This window comes from Rheinheimera sp. UJ63, assembly GCF_021568285.1.
Taxonomy (GTDB): Bacteria; Pseudomonadota; Gammaproteobacteria; order Enterobacterales; family Alteromonadaceae; genus Alishewanella; species Alishewanella maricola.
Genome location: NZ_JAKGTQ010000003.1, coordinates 140,989 through 161,488, shown reverse-complemented (window position 1 = coordinate 161,488; position 20,500 = coordinate 140,989). Strand labels below are relative to the sequence as shown.

General features: G+C 44.5%; 17 protein-coding genes and 2 tRNA genes. 12 read left to right on the top strand and 7 right to left on the bottom strand.

From position 1 onward, the window contains the following. Window positions 1–28: 28 nt before the first annotated feature. The 3 genes from L1N97_RS10915 to L1N97_RS10905 all read left to right on the top strand — a co-directional run bounded on the left by L1N97_RS10915 (window position 29) and on the right by L1N97_RS10905 (window position 5,898). Window positions 29–1,480, top strand: coding sequence for a glyceraldehyde-3-phosphate dehydrogenase (locus L1N97_RS10915; RefSeq protein WP_236129802.1), 1,452 nt, complete (start codon window positions 29–31; stop codon window positions 1,478–1,480). Window positions 1,481–2,298: 818 nt separating this feature from the next. Then, window positions 2,299–3,666, top strand: a complete 1,368-nt coding sequence (locus L1N97_RS10910) for a hypothetical protein (RefSeq protein WP_229585858.1) — start codon at window positions 2,299–2,301, stop codon at window positions 3,664–3,666. A 402-nt stretch (window positions 3,667–4,068) separates the two neighbouring features. Next, window positions 4,069–5,898, top strand: coding sequence for a PAS domain S-box protein (locus L1N97_RS10905; RefSeq protein WP_236129801.1), 1,830 nt, complete (start codon window positions 4,069–4,071; stop codon window positions 5,896–5,898). Between the two features lie 614 nt (window positions 5,899–6,512). Here L1N97_RS10905 and cspE read toward each other — a convergent pair. Both cspE and ald read right to left on the bottom strand, forming a co-directional pair. Continuing rightward, window positions 6,513–6,722 (bottom strand): transcription antiterminator/RNA stability regulator CspE, encoded by a 210-nt coding sequence (gene cspE / locus L1N97_RS10900; RefSeq protein WP_027670166.1) that lies wholly within the window; start codon window positions 6,720–6,722, stop codon window positions 6,513–6,515. A 294-nt stretch (window positions 6,723–7,016) separates the two neighbouring features. Further along, window positions 7,017–8,135, bottom strand: a complete 1,119-nt coding sequence (ald, locus tag L1N97_RS10895) for an alanine dehydrogenase (protein ID WP_229585860.1) — start codon at window positions 8,133–8,135, stop codon at window positions 7,017–7,019. Between the two features lie 134 nt (window positions 8,136–8,269). On the opposite strand from ald, the gene lrp reads away from it, so the two are divergent. From lrp to serS, 5 genes are all read left to right on the top strand, one after another. Then, window positions 8,270–8,755, top strand: a complete 486-nt coding sequence (gene lrp / locus L1N97_RS10890) for a leucine-responsive transcriptional regulator Lrp (RefSeq protein ID WP_226751455.1) — start codon at window positions 8,270–8,272, stop codon at window positions 8,753–8,755. Window positions 8,756–8,932: 177 nt separating this feature from the next. Continuing rightward, on the top strand, window positions 8,933–11,506 hold the full coding sequence (locus tag L1N97_RS10885) for a DNA translocase FtsK (RefSeq protein WP_236129800.1): 2,574 nt from the start codon (window positions 8,933–8,935) through the stop codon (window positions 11,504–11,506). Continuing rightward, on the top strand, window positions 11,506–12,210 hold the full coding sequence (gene lolA / locus L1N97_RS10880) for an outer membrane lipoprotein chaperone LolA (RefSeq protein ID WP_229585862.1): 705 nt from the start codon (window positions 11,506–11,508) through the stop codon (window positions 12,208–12,210). The genes L1N97_RS10885 and lolA overlap by 1 nt, the downstream gene beginning before the upstream one ends. Window positions 12,211–12,230: 20 nt before the next feature. After that, a complete protein-coding gene (locus tag L1N97_RS10875; protein WP_236129799.1) occupies window positions 12,231–13,559 on the top strand; it encodes a replication-associated recombination protein A in 1,329 nt (442 codons plus the stop codon). A 102-nt stretch (window positions 13,560–13,661) separates the two neighbouring features. After that, on the top strand, window positions 13,662–14,951 hold the full coding sequence (serS, locus tag L1N97_RS10870; RefSeq protein ID WP_236129798.1) for a serine--tRNA ligase: 1,290 nt from the start codon (window positions 13,662–13,664) through the stop codon (window positions 14,949–14,951). 9 nt (window positions 14,952–14,960) lie between these two features. Here the strand turns inward: serS and L1N97_RS10865 are convergent, their stop codons facing one another. The 5 genes from L1N97_RS10865 to L1N97_RS10845 all read right to left on the bottom strand — a co-directional run bounded on the left by L1N97_RS10865 (window position 14,961) and on the right by L1N97_RS10845 (window position 17,092). Next, entirely contained in the window at window positions 14,961–15,302 is a 342-nt protein-coding gene (locus L1N97_RS10865; protein WP_236129797.1) for a TusE/DsrC/DsvC family sulfur relay protein, read from the bottom strand. Window positions 15,303–15,333: 31 nt separating this feature from the next. After that, a complete protein-coding gene (locus L1N97_RS10860; protein WP_236129796.1) occupies window positions 15,334–15,597 on the bottom strand; it encodes a DsrH/TusB family sulfur relay protein in 264 nt (87 codons plus the stop codon). A gap of 3 nt (window positions 15,598–15,600) precedes the next feature. After that, window positions 15,601–15,957, bottom strand: a complete 357-nt coding sequence (gene tusC, locus L1N97_RS10855) for a sulfurtransferase complex subunit TusC (protein ID WP_236129795.1) — start codon at window positions 15,955–15,957, stop codon at window positions 15,601–15,603. Then, window positions 15,957–16,331 carry a DsrE/DsrF/TusD sulfur relay family protein gene (locus L1N97_RS10850; RefSeq protein WP_229585867.1) on the bottom strand — a complete coding sequence of 125 codons (375 nt, stop codon included), beginning with the start codon at window positions 16,329–16,331 and terminating at the stop codon, window positions 15,957–15,959. Before L1N97_RS10850 ends, tusC begins: the two co-directional genes overlap by 1 nt. Window positions 16,332–16,423: 92 nt before the next feature. Beyond that, entirely contained in the window at window positions 16,424–17,092 is a 669-nt protein-coding gene (locus L1N97_RS10845) for a Bax inhibitor-1/YccA family protein (protein ID WP_229585868.1), read from the bottom strand. A gap of 159 nt (window positions 17,093–17,251) precedes the next feature. Here L1N97_RS10845 and L1N97_RS10840 point away from each other — a divergent pair. From L1N97_RS10840 to uvrC, 4 genes are all read left to right on the top strand, one after another. Further along, window positions 17,252–17,342: transfer RNA gene (locus tag L1N97_RS10840), tRNA-Ser, on the top strand. Window positions 17,343–17,573: 231 nt separating this feature from the next. After that, window positions 17,574–17,664 (top strand) — tRNA-Ser (locus L1N97_RS10835). A gap of 341 nt (window positions 17,665–18,005) precedes the next feature. Then, window positions 18,006–18,647, top strand: a complete 642-nt coding sequence (gene uvrY, locus L1N97_RS10830; protein ID WP_442967237.1) for a UvrY/SirA/GacA family response regulator transcription factor — start codon at window positions 18,006–18,008, stop codon at window positions 18,645–18,647. Between the two features lie 11 nt (window positions 18,648–18,658). Beyond that, window positions 18,659–20,476, top strand: a complete 1,818-nt coding sequence (gene uvrC / locus L1N97_RS10825; RefSeq protein WP_236129794.1) for an excinuclease ABC subunit UvrC — start codon at window positions 18,659–18,661, stop codon at window positions 20,474–20,476. The last annotated feature ends 24 nt before the right edge of the window (window positions 20,477–20,500 follow it).

The window sequence follows — 20,500 nt, the reverse complement described above, 5'->3', positions numbered from 1 at the left end:
TCATTTTATTGAAGTAAAAGGCCTAATAATGACCCTATCACACGCAGAACAGTATCAAAAAAGCTGGCAGGAACGCCAGGAATACGCCGAAAACATGTTACCTATCATTGGTCGGCTTTATCGTAATAAAGGCATCGAGGTGGTCATCTATGGACGGCCTTTGGTTAATGCTACCACCATTGATATTATTAAAGCGCATAAAACAGTAGAGCGGTTCGAAGGCCAAAAATTACGCCTTCGTGAGAGTTTTCCGTTATTAGAAGCCATCAGTAAAATGAATTTGGCACCCGGTCGGGTAGATATTGGTAAATTGGCTTACGCCTATTTATACAAAGACAATGCAACAGGCCTAACGCTTGAGCAATATTTAGCTCAAGAGCTAGCGGATATTCTTGATCACGAAGATCAAGTGACACCCGTCGATGTTGTGCTCTATGGTTTCGGTCGAATTGGCCGCTTAGTTGCCCGCTTAATGTTAGAGCGTTCAGGCCCTAGCAGTAAATTACGTTTAAAAGCGATAGTGGTACGTGGTGGTAAAAAAGGTGACTTAGAAAAACGCGCCAGCTTGTTACGTCGCGATTCTATTCATGGCCCTTTCAATGGCAGCATTACTGTAGATGAAGAGAACCAAGGCATTAAAGCTAACGGTACTTTTATCAAAGTGATTTACGCCAACTCTCCAGAGCAAGTTGATTATACCCAATACGGTATTGATAACGCGCTGATCGTCGATAACACCGGTATATTCAAAGACGATAAAGAATTATCCATTCACTTGCAAAGCAAAGGTGCGGCTCGCGTATTAATTACCGCACCGGCTAAAGGTGAAGTACCGAACGTGGTATATGGTGTTAACCAGCATATGATCGCGCCAGAGCATAAAATTGTTTCTGCAGCCAGTTGTACCACTAACGCCATAACGCCGGTATTAAAAGCACTGCAAGATGAGTACGGTATTCGCAATGGTCACGTAGAAACCGTGCATTCTTACACCAACGATCAAAACTTGATTGATAACTTCCACAAAGCCGATCGCCGTGGCCGTGCTGCACCGTTAAATATGGTGTTAACTTCAACGGGGGCCGCCAGTGCGGTGGCTAAAGCCTTGCCTGAGTTAAAAGGTAAGTTAACCGGTAATGCGATCCGTGTGCCAACGCCTAACGTGTCAATGGCGATATTATCGTTAAACTTGAATCGTGAAACCAACAAAGATGAGCTAAACGATTTCTTACAGCGCACGTCACTGTTCTCTGAACTGCAAGATCAAATCGATTTTACCAGTTCAACCGAAATCGTGTCTTCTGACTTAGTAGGCTCGCGCTACGCAGGGGTAGTGGACTCGCAAGCGACAATCGTAGACGGTGATCGCTGTGTGTTATACGTATGGTACGATAACGAGTTTGGTTACAGTGTGCAGGTTACTCGGGTAATGAATGAAATGGCGGGTATTAAATACCCAACCTTGCCTATCGCGAAATAATTTTTGCGCCATTTTGAAAGCCCGCTGTTTGCGGGCTTTTTTATGTCTGTTGTTTGCTGTTGTATCGAAATATGTTACCTAATAGCGGTGTTTAGTAATGGCAGCAGGATGCTGCGTAGAGCGAAGAACAGAAATTCCTGCTGCGCCAAAACGTCTATGCGCATGTCCGTAATAACGTATTAAATAAACAACTTTTTCGCCGTTGGCGAGTAACTTTCTTTTGTTTCGCCAAAAGAAAGTCACCAAAGAAAATTCGACCCACGTTGCGGCGAAAGCCCATGCAATTTTGCCCGCCCAAGGCGACGAGGTAACTCGCTCGGCGCTACCGAACCTCACTCAAACACCCCTCGTCTTAAAACCTTGGACATGCAAACTTGCACGGCTTGCAACGTAATGGGATTTAAAAGCATATCAGGTTAAGGCGTATTTCGGTTTTAAGATTATTACTGCTTTGAGCGATCAACAGAAATACCTGCCGCACCAAAATGTCTATGCGCATATCTTCAATAACTTATAAGTAAACAACGTTTTCGCCTTCGGCGAAAACGTTAAGGGTCTTGTTATCTAACCCCGAAGCTACCACTGATTTCTTACTCAGCAGACCGGCATCTAAGAGAGATAAACAATCTTTCGTAAGTACTAAAAATTATCAGCAATCGCATTTAAGATTATGAGCTTTATAAACCCATAATTGACACTTTGTTGCCTATCAGCTAAAAGTGCGTATGGAAGCCTGAGACAAGATGAGAAAATTAGGCAAATATTTTCAGGTTTGACTTACCTCAGTTTACTAAAATACCCGCATGAAATGGACGTTTATGAAAAACACATTATTTTTTATTCTTGTATTATTCTCAACATCAGCATTTGCAGAACCCCTTAAACTATCTGGTACTTTAATCCTTTCAATTGAGAAGGGAACAATTGAAGCTGAACTAAAACTCAGCAACATCCCAAAAATCAAAAATTACTACATCTTTATTAACTCTGGTTTAAACATTGAATACTTTAGAGATAAAGACGATAGCTTCAATTATGCTTTCCGGAAAAAATACAATGAAGAATATTCATACGAAAGCTTCGGATACTATCTTCCTGATAATAGTGGTAAAGAAAAGTTTCTCCCGAAGTCACTAAGCTTTAAGTATACAGGTAAATTTCCTGTGATTTCAGATATGGATAAAGCAAGCCAACATGGTGACTGGAAAGGAAATATTGCATTTAACGGAAAAACATTAAGATCCGACGGGATGCAAGCATCGTGGTATCCAGTCCTTTATGACATTGATAAGGATGTCAGGTTTGATTCCGTGACATATGACATTGAGGTTAAATGTACTGATTGTAAATCAATTTACCTGAACGGTAGCTCGCCAGTTTCAGGCAAAGCAGGTAAGTTTATTAGCGAAAATCCTGTGGAATTAATGCTATTTGCAGGTGATTTCGAAATAGAAAAATCAAATGGCAGCTACTTCTTAAATACAGGACTTTCCAATGAGCAAATGGTTGATTTTGGTAACGTTATCTCATCATTTGAAAAATTTTATCAAGAAAAACTAAATCTGCCATATGGTGATAGTGTCGTATTCATACATACAACACCAATCTCTAAAAATAACAGTTGGCTTTTTGTAGCATACCCTAGCATTGTTAATGTAGGTCACCCAGAAGGCGGATTAAGTGATTTAATAAATGACGAAAAATCTAATTGGTTCAAGCCTTTTATAGCACACGAATTAGCGCATTATTATTTTGGTACTTATAGAAAGTTCAATTCTGAACTGGGTGATATGTTGTCAGAGTCATTCTCAGAATATATATCTCTAAAACTTACAAAAGAATTGATCGGTGAAGATGTCTTTAACAACATCGTCGACAATAAACTTAAAGAGTTAATAAATGCCAAACTGATACCGATTAGCGAAATAAAATCTTCAAGTGGCTATGGTGATAGAAACTTGTACTTTTACACATATGCCCCGACTAATTGGATCAAATTGGAACATGTTATTGGTGAGGAGAATATGTGGAGATGGATAAATAAATTACTTACGGTTGAAAGCGAATTTACTGATTATGACTTTCTAATAAAAACCTTAGGTGATGTATTAAATGATAGAGCATTACTTGAAGTTATTGAGTCCAATTATTTTTCAAAAATTACACCTTTTGATAGCAACCACTAAAGTGGCATTAAACACTTGTAAACTTCTGCTTTTGGCACAAACAAGCTATTCAGCTAAGCGAATACCGCTCTGGCTTTTTATTCCCCTTAGAGCGAGCCGACTGATCATCGTTGGCCAAGGTTTTAAGAAAACGGGTGTTTGAGTGCGGCGACGGTAGCGCCGCGCGAGTTACGTTTTCGCCTTGGACAGCGCATGAGCAGTTGGGCTTTCGAGCGGAAGTGGGGTCGCATTTTCTTTGGATACTTTCTTTTGGCGACGCAAAAGAAAGTATCTCGCCAACGGCGAAAACGTTAAGGGTCTTGGTATCTGATCCTGAAGCTACGCTTTCGTTGTAAACACATTGCTCTGGAGAACCCAGTCAGCTAAGCTCTTAACTTAATTAGAAAGTTAAAGATTTAAACTATGACTCCTATTGAGCTTTCTGACAAATTTCGCGGCATCTTTAACTCCACCTTTACCTTTATTGGTTTTTTAAACACCGACGGCGTGTTGCTTGAAGCAAATAATACTGCCGTTGAAGTTGCGGGTATTACACATGACGATGTCATTGGTAAGTACTTCTGGGATTGTTATTGGTGGCAATCCTCAACCTTAGAACGTGAACGCTTGCGCGAAAACTTTGCAAAAGCGGTTTCAGGACAGGCCGTTACCTACGAAGCAGAAGTTCTAATTAAAGACGGCGCTCGCACCACGATATTATTTAGTTTAAGGCCAGTAAAAAATAGCCAGGGTGACGTGATCTTTATTATTCCTGAAGGCAGCCCTATTCAGCAATTGGTTGATGCCAGAACCAGGATGGAGGCAATTATTGATGGTGCAAATGCTGCTGTCTGGGAGTGGAACTTGCACAAAGATGAGATGCGCATTGATAAGCGATGGGCAGAAATGCTCGGTTTTACCCTAGAAGATCTAACCCCTTTTTCATTTAAACAATGGTTAGACTTAATCCATCCTGCCGATAAAGATTTGGCAATAAAGCAGCTTGAAGCTTGCACTAAGATGGCGGCACACTCTTACGAGATGCATTATCGGGTAATGCGCAAGACGGGTAAGTACATTTGGGTGGTTGATAGAGCAAAGCTGTTTGATTTAACCAAAAATGGCTCTTACGATTCGCTTATCGGGACTCGACAGGATATAAGCCAACTTGCCTCTTATCAGGAAAAGTTGCGCGTTGTTGAAGATACGTTTAGTAACAGCTTTTATCATTCCGGTATCGGCATGGCATTAGTGTCCACTGAAGGTCAATGGTTAAAAGTGAACCCAGCCCTTTCTAACATGCTGGGTTATACCGAAGCTGAATTTTTACGACTGACATTTCAAGATATTACCCATCCGGACGATCTTCAAGCCGACCTAGAACTCTTATATGAGACCATCGATGGAAAACGAGAAAGCTATCAGATGGAGAAGCGATATCGCCATAAACAGGGGCATTTTATCGATGCAATTCTGTGTGTCTCAACCGTGAGAGCCGAAGACAGCAAGGTACTATATTTTGTTTCACAAATAATTGATATTAGTGAGCGAAAACACGTTGAACGCTTAAAAAACGAGTTTATCTCAACGGTCAGCCACGAACTTCGAACACCGCTAACGTCAATTTTAGGCAGCATTAAGTTGATTTTGTCTGGCAAATTGCTCTCAACGCAATCTCTACCTGCTAAGGTCAGTTATTTACTAAATATAGCTCAAGAGAATACTGAACGACTGGCCTTTTTAGTCAATGATCTGCTCGATATAGAAAAAATCTCTGAAGGCAGAATGACGTACAATCTTATACCACATCAACTAGTTGACCTGATTGAGCAAGCCATCAATTCAGTAGCTCATTATAGTGAGCATCTGCTTATTAAGGATTTTTCTCCTGCTGCAGCTCAAGCTGTTGTCAACGTTGATGAACATCGTTTTATACAAGTGGTTATTAATTTGCTTTCCAATGCAATCAAGTTTTCATTGGCTAAATACCCTGTCAAAGTTCAAGCCACGATTACAGACGGTTATGCAAAAATTTCTGTCGAAGATAAGGGTATTGGCATTTCAGAAGCGTTTGTACCACACGTATTTGAAAAATTTTCACAAGCGGATTCAGGTAACATCAGAAGCGTCAAAGGTTCAGGTTTAGGGCTTGCCATCAGCAAGGCTCTGATTGAAGGAATGAATGGCCATATTGGTTATGAATCCGTGGAGGGGCAAGGTAGTACCTTTTGGATTTTACTGCCCATAAACTAAAGCAAAACCCGCTAAATGTATCTCAGTAAGTCGCTGCTCAAAATGCAACTCTGGACTTCCCAGCTTTTACAAGACAGTTAGAGTTCAAAATTTTCTGTGGCTTCCAAATCATCGTGCACATTAATCCGTAAATAGGTTAGGGCTTGATTAAGAGAGTTGCGCAAGTATCAGTTGAACATACTTGGTATTTGCTAAAGCCATTACTGTTCAGGCTTTTATTCCCCTTAGCGCGAGCCGACTGATCATCGTTGGCCAAGGTTTTAAGAAAACGGGTGTTTGAGTGCGGCGACGAAGCATAGCGCGAGTGATGTTTTCGCCTTGGACAGCGCATGAGCAGTTGGGCTTTCGAGCGGAAGTGGGGTCGCATTTTCTTTGGATACGTTCTTTTGGCGACGCAAAAGAAAGTATCTCGCCAACGGCGAAAACGTTAAGGGTCTTGCTGAATGCGATTAACCAGCAGAATGCGAGAATGCAGAACAGGGCAATATAAAAAATCAGAGAAAACAACAGCAAACAAACGAGGTGAGTAGAAACAGGAATGGCAGAAACAAAAAAGGCCAGCAAGCTGACCTTTTATACTATCTCAAATCGAGAAGCGCTTTATAAAAGTACTATTACAGTACAGTTACGTTAGCAGCTTGTGGGCCTTTTTGGCCTTGTTCGATTTCGAAGGCAACACGTTGGCCTTCGTTTAAGGTTTTGTAACCTTCAGTTTGGATAGCACGGAAGTGAACGAAAGCGTCAGCGCCGCCGTTGTCTTGAGTGATGAAACCGAAACCTTTATCTGCGTTGAACCACTTTACTACACCAGTTACTTTAGCCATGAGAGACTCCTAAAAATTTTAAAAAGTTATTTAACGCGAAATGCGCTTTTAGCCTGACTGTTACTTATGTGGCCAAACGTGCGTGAATCTTCAGGACATGACTTACAAGCGAAGCTGTGTAGCGAAGTTTTCAAAAACAAGTTGTTACATAGGTCTGTACTACAGGCCGGAAAGCACTATAACAGGTCTGAGCGGAATGTATAGCTTTATCGGATAATAAATCGTTAAAACAAGCAGAAATAAAAAAGCCGGTAAAAAATACCGGCTGTTTGCTCAGACTAAAGGCAACGCTAATTAGGCACCAATAGCGGTTTCTGGCGCTACGTAAGCCAGTTTTAACGCGTCAGCAACACTTTCGTTGGTTACTAAGCCACGGTACACGTTTAGACCCGCTAACAGATGCTTGTCATCTTGTAAGGCTTTTTTGTAGCCTTTGTTCGCCAAACGAATAATGAAAGGCAGGGTGGCATTGTTCAAGGCGAAAGTAGAGGTACGTGGTACCGCACCTGGCATGTTCGCAACACAGTAATGCACAACTTCATCAACAATATAAGTTGGATCGGCATGGGTAGTGGGTTTTGAGGTTTCCACACAACCGCCTTGGTCAATCGCCACATCAACAATAGCTGAGCCTGGCTTCATGCGTTTGATATGGTCACGGGTAATCAGCTTAGGCGCGGCTGCGCCTGGAACTAATACACCACCAATCACTAAATCAGCGGCTAAGACTTCTTGCTCTAAGGCATCAGCCGTTGAGTAAATGGCCTTAACTGCGCCGTTGAACTGAGCGTTAATGCGGCGTAATACATCCACATTACGATCAAGTACGGTAACATCGGCACCTAAACCTAAGGCCATTTGCGCCGCGTTAGTACCCACCATACCGCCACCGACAACCACGACTTTAGCGGGTGCAACACCTGGTACACCGCCTAATAACATACCGCGACCAGCACAAGATTTTTCTAAAGCACGAGCACCGGCTTGAATTGACATGCGGCCAGCCACTTCTGACATAGGCGCTAATAACGGTAAACCGCCTTTATTATCGGTGACTGTTTCATAAGCGATACAAACCGCTTTTGAATTGATTAAATCAGCAGTTTGTTCTGGATCCGGCGCTAAGTGCAGGTAAGTGAACAGAATTTGGCCATCACGTAACATGGCACGTTCAACGGCTTGTGGCTCTTTTACTTTTACAATCATGTCTGCTTGTGCGAACACGTCAGCCGCAGTCGCTAATACAGAAGCACCGGCAGCTTGATAATCTTCATCGGTAAAACCGATACCCATACCGGCTTGTTGTTCAACCAACACGCTGTGGCCATGGCCAATCAGTTCGCGAACGCTTGCTGGCGTCATGCCGACACGGTATTCATGGTTTTTGATTTCTTTAGGTACACCGATAATCATATGTTTCACCTTGGTTCAGTTGAGTAATATTTTTAGGAAGTATAGCGGCAAAAAACCAGAATTACTGCTTGTTTTAAGTTTGCTAAATAGTGCAATATGCTGTTTATGGTTATAAGTCGGGATTTTATGCTGCTATGTATTCTTTAAGTAAGAGTATTAAGAAGTTAGATAGGATTGATCGAAAAATATTAGTCGAATTACAACTCGATGGTCGTTTAGCCAACGTGGAATTGGCCAGAAGGGTAGGGCTTAGTCCTACGCCCTGTTTAGAGCGAGTACGAAAGCTAGAATCTGAAGGTTATATCTTGGGCTATACCGCGCAAGTTGACCCACACAAAGTGGGGGCCGCGTTGTTGGTTTTTGTTGAAATAACGCTAAGCAAAACCTCGCCGGAAGACTTTGATGAGTTCAGTAAAGCGGTGCAAAAGTTATCAGAGATCCAAGAGTGTCATTTGGTATCGGGTAGCTTCGATTTTTTACTGAAAACCCGTGTTGCTAATATGGCGGCATACCGAGAGTTATTAGGGGAAACCTTACTCCGTTTACCCAGTGTGCGCGAAAGCCGTACCTATGTGGTGATGGAAGAGGTGAAACAAAGTAGTTTTGTGCCGATGGTTTAAGCTAAGTTATTGGCTTTATACAGCTATCATTCAGCGAAAAGCCGTTACGCTATGTTTGACATAGATGCACTTTTACCCCAGCTCTGGTAACCTAGTCGCGTCAGTGGCGACAGGCAGTCGTGACTGAGCGCTAGTGGCAATTCATGGTATGAAACCGGCGTTGCGTAGCCAAGTGTGATGACGAATTTAGGGGCCTCTCTTTTGCAAAGCAAAGTGTTTTTCACGTTAAATGGAGTACAGCGATTATTAGAAGTGGGGCTGATTGTTTTTTCTGGCCTGGCACTTTTTATGTTGCTGTCACTGTTGTCTTTTGACCCAGCCGATCCGAGCTGGTCACAAACAGGCTATCATCAACAAATTAATAATTATGCTGGGCGCAGTGGCGCTTGGTTAGCCGATGTGTTGTTGGTCAGTTTTGGCTGGGTAGCCTATTTGCTGCCTTTTGTGGTGGCGTTAACCGGTTATCTGTTGTTTAAGCGCTACCATGACTTATTACAACTCGATTATTTAATTCTAGGCTTACGTTTATTTGGTGTGTTGTTGACACTGTGTGCGGCAACAGCCATTAGTAGCATGAATTTCAATGATATTTATTATTTCTCTTCCGGTGGCGTGTTAGGCGATCGGATCAGCGGTAATTTGCTGCCGTATTTTAATTTTATTGGCACCAGCCTGTTATTACTGTGCGCCTTTGCCACCGGCTTGACTTTATTAACCGGTATTTCTTGGCTAACCGTGGCGGATTATTTAGGCGCACAATGTTTTGCCCTGTTTAATCTTGTGCTGAATTTTCCTCAATTCTTGGCCGAGCGGCGAGCGGCCAATGCCGAGCGCAAAGCTGAACTGGAACGAGAAGAAGAGCTCGCGCCACCTACCAAAGCCATCGCCAAACGCGCGCGTATTACTCGGATGCCTGAGCCGATTGACGATGATATTGATTTTAGCGAGCCGCCTGAAAGTGTCGATCCGCATTTCTCTTTTAGTGATGATGATGTGCCAGCCATTAAACGCAAAGAGCCGCTGCCTATCCGGCCATTGAATGAACGAACTGAAAGCAAAGCTTATTACAGTGTTGACACCTTGGCGGATGATCAACTGTCTTTTAGTGCGGTGGATGATCCCTTTGATGCAGAACATGTTACCAGCACCTTCAAATATATGCAGCAAGAGGAAGAACTGGATCCGTTGATGCAGTTCCCGCCAGAAGAGGATGACGCGGTTGATGACAGTGAAGAAGTCGCGCACTCGCTGGAAGAGTTACCGTCTTTAGCCTTATTGGATCGCCCCGATAAAGCGATTAATCCGATTGACCCCGCCGATTTAGAGCGTGTGTCGCGCTTAGTTGAAGCCAAGCTATTAGATTTTAATGTTGAAGCGCAAGTGGTCGGTGTTCACCCTGGCCCAGTCGTCACCCGTTTTGAATTAGACTTAGCCCCTGGGGTTAAAGTGAGTAAAATTACGGGTTTAGCCAAAGATTTAGCACGTTCATTATCCGCAATCAGTGTTCGTGTTGTGGAAGTTATCCCAGGTAAAAGCTTTATCGGTTTAGAGTTACCGAACCAGCATCGGGAAATTGTGCGTTTATCTGAAGTGATTGGCGATGAGATTTTCACGGAGTCCAAATCAGCTTTAACCATGGTGTTAGGCAAAGATATCGCCGGTAAATCAGTGGTGGCCGACTTAGCCAAAATGCCGCATTTATTAGTGGCCGGTACAACCGGCTCGGGTAAATCAGTAGGGGTTAACGTGATGATTTGTAGTTTGTTATACAAATCAACTCCTGATGATGTGCGCTTCTTAATGATTGATCCCAAAATGTTGGAATTGTCGATTTACGAAGGTATTCCGCATTTATTAACCGAAGTGGTTACCGACATGAAAGACGCCGCCAATGGCCTGCGTTGGTGTGTGGGTGAAATGGAACGTCGCTATAAGTTAATGTCAGCCTTAGGTGTGCGTAACTTAAAAGGCTACAACCTTAAAGTTAAAGAAGCGGCTGCCGAAGGCGAGCCACTAAAAGACCCGCTATGGAAACCCTCTGATGATATGCGCACTGAAGCGCCATTATTAGAGAAGTTACCGGCTATTGTCGTGGTAATCGATGAATTTGCCGACATGATGATGATTGTCGGTAAAAAAGTGGAAGAGCTGATTGCTCGTATTGCGCAAAAAGCCCGAGCGGCCGGTATCCATTTAATCCTGGCGACACAGCGTCCTTCTGTGGATGTGATCACCGGCTTAATTAAAGCCAACATTCCTACGCGCATTGCCTTTCAGGTGTCGTCAAAAATTGACTCGCGTACCATTCTGGATCAGCAAGGGGCCGAAAGCTTATTAGGGCAGGGCGATATGTTGTATTTACCGCCTGGCTCCGGTGTGCCAACACGGGTGCATGGTGCTTTTGTTGATGATCATGAAGTTCATGCGGTTGTCGCAGATTGGAAAAAACGCGGCAAACCTCAATATATTGCTGAGATTTTAATTGGCGAAACGACCGAAGAGAACTTATTGCCTGGTGAAACACTCGAAACGGAAGATGGCGAATCGGATCCTTTATATGATCAGGCGGTTGCCTTTGTTATCGAATCCCGTCGAGCTTCGGTCTCTGGCGTACAGCGCAAGTTTCGGATCGGTTATAACCGTGCTGCACGGTTAGTAGAACAAATGGAAAGTAGTGGCGTTGTCAGTGCGCCGGGACACAATGGTAATCGCGAAGTCGTGGTACCTGCGCCAAATAATAGAGGGTATTAATGAAAAAAAGTGCAGTGGTCGTTTTGCTCTTAACCAGTTTAACCGCAGCAGGGTTAACCTCTACGTTATCCGCGCAAACGGTAGAAGTCGTGGCACGACCTGATTTTGCGCCACATATGCAGGCATTACGGCAACAGCGCATGGCGAGCGAAGATGCCAGTCAGCCCTTGATGCAGCAACTGGCGAAAATTAAGAGTTTTTCCGCAGATTATCAACAGCGAGTTTATGATATTCAGCAGCAATTGTTGCAAGAAGGTCAGGGCAAGTTGGCGTTAAAACAACATGCGCGTTTTCGTTTTGAAAGTGAAACGCCAGAGCAATCATTGTTAGTCAGTGATGGTAAAACCTTGTGGTTTTACAACGAGTTGCTTGAACAAGTTAGTATTTATGATGCCAACAGTGAAGTGGGTCAAACGCCTTTTGCACTGCTCACCTCTACGGATAAAGCGTTATGGCAGCAGTATCAAGTGACGCAGCAGCAACAGAGCTTTTTTATACATCCTCTTGATGCCGGTAATCCGGTGCAGCAACTGATGCTGACCTTTAAAGGGGATCAGTTAGTTGAAATGCAAGTTATTGATATCAACCAACAACAAAGCGTTTATTTGTTTAGTAAGATCAAGGTTAATAGCAGTATTGCCGATAAGCTGTTTACTTTTACCGTGAGCAAAAATTTAGATGTTGATGATCAACGTCAGCGTTAATTTCTACAGTTGCTTGCCTGATGAGTAGCTTACCTTTCGATTTTAATGACAACTTGATGCCGTTGGCCGCGCGCATGCGGCCACGTACTTTAGAGCATTATGTTGGGCAGCAGCATATCGTGGCGCCGGGTACACCGCTCTATCAAGCGATCCTCGCTGGACGCGTTTTTTCGTTGATCTTGTGGGGGCCGCCAGGCACCGGTAAAACCACCCTAGCTGAAATTATTGCCAGTCATGCCAAGGCTAGCATGCAGCGACTTTCTGCGGTAACTGCCGGTGTGAAAGAGATCCGTGAAGCCATTAGCGAAGCGAAATTACGCCAGCAGCAGTATCAGCAGCGCACCTTATTGTTTGTTGATGAAGTGCATCGTTTTAACAAAGCCCAGCAAGACGCTTTTTTACCCTTTATCGAAGATGGCACTATTATTTTCATCGGTGCGACCACCGAAAATCCCGCCTTTGCGTTAAATAACGCTGTGTTATCTCGCACTCGGGTGTGCGTGTTAAAACCGTTAACCGATGCAGATTTAAAGCAGGTATTAACACGTACCTTGCACAGCCACCCTGAGGGGTTGGCTGCGCTTAAACTCAGCTTAAGCCCTGCTGCTGAGCAGCTATTAATTCAATTAAGTGCCGGCGATGCGCGGCGTTTATTAAACATTTTAGAGCAATTAGCTGAGCTGGTGCAGGATGCCACCATCAGTGTTGAGCAAGTACGGCAAATTGTGCCGCAACAATTACCGGGTTTTGATCGTGAAGGTGAATTATTTTACGACCTGATTTCTGCTTTTCATAAATCCGTACGCGGCTCCGATCCGGATGCCGCCTTGTATTGGTATTGCCGTATTTTGGCCGGTGGCGGCGATCCACTTTACGTTGCCAGACGTTTGCTGGCCATTGCCAGTGAAGATATTGGTAATGCCGATCCTCGCGCGCTGACCTTGGCTAAGGATGCTTGGGATACCTTTCAGCGGGTGGGGCCAGCCGAGGGAGAGCGGGCTATCGCACAAGCCGCGGTGTATTTGGCGCTAGCGCCAAAAAGTAATGCGGTTTATCAAGCCTTCAATGACATGAAGCAGGTAGTGGCTAGCCAAACGGATTATCCCGTGCCGCTACACCTGCGTAACGCGCCCACTCAGTTACAAAAACAATTGGGGCATGGGGCACAGTATCGCTATGCCCACAACGAACCCGGTGCCTATGCGGCGGGCGAGCGCTATTTACCTGCAGAGCTTTGGGGACAACAATTTTATCACCCCTCTGATCGTGGCATGGAAAAACAATTGGCAGAAAAGCTACGCTATTTACGTGAATTAGACGCCAACAGTAAAAACAAGCGTCAGCCTTGAGGAAAATCAAGGAAAAGCATTTCAATTTGCCGCGACGCTGGTTAATATTCTGACCTATTCGATTAATTGCCACCCTCGGGTTGGCCACAAGAAGTTATTACTATGTTAGATCCAAAATTTCTTCGCGCTGAGCTAGCGCAAACTGCCGAACGTTTAGCAACGCGTGGTTTAACGCTAGATGTTGCCACCTTAACTGCTTTGGAAGAACAACGTCGCGAATTGCAGATGCAAACGCAAGATCTGCAAAACTTACGTAACACTAAATCAAAAGGCATTGGTCAAGCTAAAGGCCGCGGTGAAGACATTACACCACTGTTAGCTGAAGTGGATGGTTTAGGCGCACAATTAGATGCAGCCAAGTTACGTTTGGATGCGGTGTTAGCCGAATTAGACAAAATTGCCTTAAGTTTGCCAAATTTACCGGATGCATCCGTGCCGATCGGCGCCGATGAGCAAGCCAATGTTGAAGTGCGACGTGTCGGTGAGCCGGCAACATTTCCTTTTCCGGTCAAAGATCATGTGGCCTTAGGTGAGGCCTATGCTGAAGGCTTAGATTTTGAAAGTGCTGTAAAACTTTCAGGCTCGCGCTTTGTGGTGATGAAAGGGCAAATGGCTAAACTGCATCGTGCCTTAGCGCAATTTATGTTAGATGTGCATACTGAACAGCATGCCTACACCGAGTTGTACGTGCCTTATTTAGTGAATCACGACAGTTTATATGGCACCGGCCAGTTACCCAAATTCAGTGCCGATTTATTTCATACTCAACCGGCGACCGAGGAAGGTCAAGGTATGGCGTTGATCCCTACGGCAGAAGTACCGGTGACCAACTTGGCGCGTGACAGCATTGTCGATGTAAACGAGTTACCGATTAAATATACGGCGCATACCCCTTGTTTTCGTAGTGAAGCCGGCTCATATGGTCGTGATACGCGAGGCCTGATCCGCCAACACCAATTTGATAAAGTAGAATTGGTGCAGTTGGTGCATCCAGAACTATCAATGGCCGCATTAGAAGAGCTGACGGGCCATGCCGAGAAAATCTTACAACTGCTCGGCTTACCGTATCGGGTCATGTTGCTTTGTACTGGCGATATGGGCTTTGGTGCCTGTAAAACCTATGATTTAGAAGTGTGGTTACCGGCGCAAAATACTTATCGTGAAATTTCGTCTTGCTCAAACATGGGCGATTTCCAAGCTCGTCGCATGCAGGCACGTTTCCGTTCAGCCGAAGGTAAAAAGCCCGAGTTGCTGCATACTTTAAATGGCTCAGGTTTAGCGGTAGGTCGCACCTTGGTAGCGATATTAGAAAACTATCAACAAGCCGATGGCTCAGTGGCTATCCCTGCCGTGTTACAGCCTTATATGGGTGGCAAAACGCACCTGCGTTAAACCGGCCTGTTATAAGCACTTGGCTGGTTTGGGTAAACCGGCTAGCCGAGTGGCTTGTTTAGCAGGGCCTTCTGGAAATAACATAAATAAATATTTACTACTGCCTTTTTCAGGGCCAAATTTGGCGGCCATGGCTTTGACTAACATCCGCACTGCGGGTGAAGTATTAAATTCCTGATAAAACTCTCGCACAAAGCGGATCACCTCCCAGTGCGCCTCGGTTAAGGTTATCTGCTCTAATTCTGCAAAACGCTCTGCTACCGACGGCTGCCAATCAGACATCTGCACTAAATAACCGTGTTTGTCTAATGCGAGCTGCTGATCGCCTACTGTCAAAAATGTCATGCTCATACTGAGGTTGGATCCTTAATAAAACCTGGCGTTAACGCCATAAGATGCTTTTATTCGCGGCTGCCGTTAATTGCACCCATTCTTGTGCGTTGATCAGCTGAATATGTGTTGGCGCGGAAATATTACGCCATGCTATATCGCTGGCTAAAGCCAATACCGAGCAAGCGAAGGGGAGTGTTGGCTGTAACACTAGGTAAACGGCATCTTGGCGTAAAAGTACGGTATCAGCTGGGGTACAGAGCTGGGCTAATTCGGTTAAATCTGCTGCGGGGTTAATAAGATTAAACAGTAGCATGGCTTAGCACCTTATTACTTGATCGGCCGCGCGCATCAGGGCGGTTATGGCTGTCGGCGTAATCGTTTGAAATCCGGGAGGCAGCGGTAAAGCGCTCAGACCGCGTTGTGTTAATGCTTGCTGGCAGACGAAGCACTGTTCAATGTCGTATAAGCCAAATAAACCAAAGCTTTTATACACCGGCTTGATGGGCGGTTCATGTAACTCAGCAGGGCTTACTAATTGAAATACGGCGTCCGCCATAAAGACGACACTGAGCTGATAATCCACGGCGGCTAAAGCCAAGGTTAAATCGAGCGCTTCACGAGCGCGGGCTTGATTAAACGGCGACTGCGTTTGCAGTATCAGGATATGTTGCATCAGAATTGCACCAATTTACTGTTGGCCAAACGCATAGCAAACTCGGCCAAGCCAGCCGCTTGAAAAAGGCTATCATTCGCTGCTTGCACACCGCGTTTCTCTGCCGCGGTAATGCAATATAACAAGGGCAGTTGTTGCTGCTGACAAAATTTGGCTAATTCCGCTGCCAAATTACGTTCATCTGTGGGTAAGTCGATCGTCGCTGCGGCTGCGAATACGGCATCTTCATATAAAAACACCTGCTCAATGCTGTAGCCTGCGGCTAAAGCCGCTTTGGCAAATTGCAAAGCACTATCAAAGCTTTGACAAGCAAAGGGGTTTTGAGTCAACAATAAACTAAAATGAGCCACGGTAGTTTCTCTTAATAACGGCATTAGTGCACTGGGCACAGCACAGTAGGGCGCGGCTAAAAAAATACCCCGCTTAGCGGGGTATTTTAACTAAATTACGACTGAGCAGCAAAAGCTTAGTCGTCACCACCCATAATGCCTAATAAGCTTAACAGGTGCACAAAGATGTTGAACACGTTTAGGTATAACGAAACGGTTGCACGAATATAATTTGTTTCACCACCGTTGATGATACGGCTGGTATCAAACAAGATTAAACCTGACATAATCAAAATAACCACGGCACTGATGGTTAGGCTTAACGCTGGGATTGCTAAAAAGATATTTGCTAAAGCAGCAACCAACACCACGATTAAACCAATCATTAAAAAACCGCCCATAAAAGAGAAGTCTTTACGTGTGGTTAAAACATAAGCCGATAAACTAAAGAAGATCAGCGCAGTACCGGCTAAAGCTTGCATGATTAATGCTGGGCCATTGGCTAAGCCAGCATACATTGACAACATTGGGCCAAGTGACGCACCCATGGCGCCTGCAAAACCAAATACCCAGAAAATGCCGCTAGCAGAGTCTGCTTTTTTGTTAACAACAAATAGCATAATAAAGCCTGCGATCATGCAGACTAAAGAAGCCATCGGGGAAATGTTCATGGCCATGGCAATAACGGCGGTTACCGCGCTAAAGGCTAAGGTTAAACCTAGCAAAAAGTAGGTGTTGCGCAATACCTTGTTGATTTCAACACCATGACTGAGTGTGTTGATATTACTGGTTTCTCTGTATGACATAAATGTCTCCTATTACCGAGTTTTGTAAAGTTACTGAGTGCATAATACTGTTAAAGTTCCGTTATAACTAGTGCTGGCTGCACGAAAAAACGGCAGTTAGAATTATTTTAAATTTTTTGCTTTATTTTCCAGAGCAAAGTGATTAGTATACGCAGCGCTGGAGGGATGGCAGAGCGGTTTAATGCACCGGTCTTGAAAACCGGCGTAGGTTAATAGCCTACCGAGAGTTCGAATCTCTCTCCCTCCGCCATTATTCTGAAAAGCCACCCTAGGGTGGCTTTTTGCATTCTTACGTTGCAGTTTAACGTTAGGTTCAACATCACGCTGTTGCAAACCTGAATAAACCGCGACGACGACAATATAGCGTTAGGTTTGTGACGTTTGCCCGCCATTTGCTGAAATTGTCGGCAGTTAGTTTAGCGAAGTAAAATTAACGCTTTACAAAGTGCAGCCAAGTTTTTAATATGCCGTCCTGTAACGCGGAGGGGTGGCAGAGCGGTTTAATGCACCGGTCTTGAAAACCGGCGTAGGTTAATAGCCTACCGAGAGTTCGAATCTCTCCCCCTCCGCCACGCAGCTGCCTATACCCGTCTAGCTAAATACCTCATTATTTTTTCATTGAACTATACTCGCTAAATAAACTTAATCGCTATATAGTAGTTTTTGCGCTAGAAGCCTTTGATTTCGCTTGTTAATTTGCACCGATTTCAGAAACATTTAATGGTTTGCAGATGCAACGCTTTCTGGCACACTAAGCAGCTGCTTTGCTGGTTATTGTTAATTTCACGCAAAGCGATGACACCGTAGTTAGCCCTTAAGCGGTTAGCTGGAAAATTAATTTAGCGCCTAGCTGTGGATAAATCCGCCAGCTACAGGTGATAACCCGCATAACGGAGAAGCCAAGTTGATTAACGTGCTGTTAGTTGATGATCACGAGCTTGTTCGGACTGGTATAAGTCGCATACTAATGGATGAGCGCGGTATCAAGGTGATAGGCGAGGCCAGCTCCGGCGAAGAAGCCTTACAGTTTTGTCGTCAAAACGAACCTGATGTCGTGTTGATGGACATGAATATGCCCGGTATGGGTGGCATGACCGCGACCAAGCGCATTCTGCATTATTGTCCAGATGTTAAAGTATTGGCTTTATCTATTTCTTGTGAAGAGCCGGTACCGACCAAAGTGATGCAATTAGGTGCCGCCGGTTTTATCTCAAAAAATACGCCACCGAAAGAAATGGTGATGGCGATTAAAAAAGTGTATTCCGGTGTGCGACATATCTCCGATGAAGTGGCGCAAAAAATGGCCTTGGCTAAGGTCAATAATCTGCAACCTAATCCTTTTGAAGGTTTATCTGATCGTGAATTACAAATCATGATGATGATTACCCGTGGTCAAAAGGTGACCGATATCGCTGATCAGTTAAATGTCAGTGCAAAAACGGTGAATTCATATCGTTATCGCATGTTTGAAAAACTGGCGATTAATGGTGATGTTGAACTGACTCATCTAGCGTTTCGACACGGCATGATAGATATCGCTAAGATTGCGCATTAACAAGCCCTATTATGTTTGATTCAAAAGCGTTTTTGGCCACAGTGCCGCAACAACCTGGCGTGTATCGCATGTTTAACCAGGGCGGCATTGTTATTTATGTGGGTAAAGCAAAAGATCTGAAGAAAAGGCTAAGTAGCTATTTTCGAACCACGGTCGACAGTGTGAAAACCCGTGCCTTGGTTGGGCAAATTGCGAGTATCGAATTCACCCTGACGCACAGTGAAACCGAAGCACTGATTTTAGAAAACAACCTGATAAAACAGTACTTACCCAAATACAATATTTTACTGCGTGATGATAAGTCTTATCCGTATATCTTATTAACTTCTCATCGTCATCCGCGGATTAGTTCGCATCGCGGCCCGCGAAAAGTAGTGGGGCAGTATTTTGGGCCTTACCCGAATGCCGGCGCGGTGTGGCAAAGTTTAAAAAGTCTGCAGAAAATTTTCCCGATCCGCCAATGTGAAGATGGTTTCTACCGTGCTCGCACTCGGCCCTGTTTGCAATATCAATTAAAGCTGTGCAGTGCGCCCTGCGTGGGTAAAATTAGCGATGAAGATTACGCCGAGCAGGTGCGTTTAGCGGCGCTATTTTTAGCCGGTAAAAACCAACAAGTTATTGATGATTTAGTGCAGAAAATGGCTGCAGCTAGTGAGAGTTGGCAATTTGAAGCTGCCGCTGCCTTTCGCGATCAAATTAGTGCCTTGCGCAAAGTGCAAGAACAGCAATATGTGAGCGGTGATCATGAAGAGCTTGATGCCATCGGCTTTAGCTTGCATGGTCAAACCGCGGTAGTGCATGTGCTGTTTATTCGTGATCGGAAAATTCTCGGTAGCAAATCCTATTATCCGAAAGTGCCGTTGGATATGAGCGCGGCCGAGGTATTATCTGCTTTTATTCTACAATTTTATCTCAATGGTCACAGCGAACAGCAGATCCCTAAAGAGATCGTGTTACCGATGGCACTTGAAAATGCGGACAGTTTAGCCGAAGCGATAAGTAATATTGCTGAGTTCAAAGTGCGGTTAACTGCCGCTAAACGCGGCGAGAAAGCTCAGTATTTGAGTTTAGCGCAGAAAAATGCGCAAATTGCCTTAGACAGCAGGCAGTCATTAACGCAAAAAATGCGGGTACGCTATCAAGCATTACAGCAATTATTACAATTACCAGATGATATTGACCGAATGGAATGTTTTGATATCAGTCATACCATGGGGCAGGCCACCATCGCGTCTTGTGTGGTGTTTGATGGTGAAGGCCCTTACAAGCAAGAATACCGCCGTTACAATGTCACCGGTATCACTGGGGGGGACGATTATGCCGCGATGCGCTTCGCGTTAGATAAGCGCTACAGCAAGCTAAGCGAAGTCAGTAAAATCCCTGATATTATTTTTATCGATGGTGGTATCGGGCAACTGAATATCGCATTGGAACAATTTAGCGCTTGGCCACACGCGAAAAAGCCCTTATTGATTGGTGTGGCTAAAGGCGTCAGTCGTAAAGCGGGCTTAGAAACCTTAATTTTGTGGGACAGTGGGCGGAGTATTAACTTACCGGAAGATAGCCCCGCCTTGCATTTGATCCAGCAGATCCGTGATGAGGCGCACCGTTTTGCGATAACCGGTCATCGAAATAAACGCGGTAAAGCGTTATTAAAAAGTCCGCTTGAAAACATTTCAGGTATTGGTGAAAAACGCCGGCAAGCCTTGTTACAATACTTAGGTGGCTTGCAAGGTGTGTTGAAAGCGTCGGTCACTGAACTGAGTTCTGTGCCTGGAATTTCAAAACAACAAGCAGAAAAGATTTACCAAGCCTGTCAGAACAAGTAGCATTAAGGCATTAAGTGCCTGAGA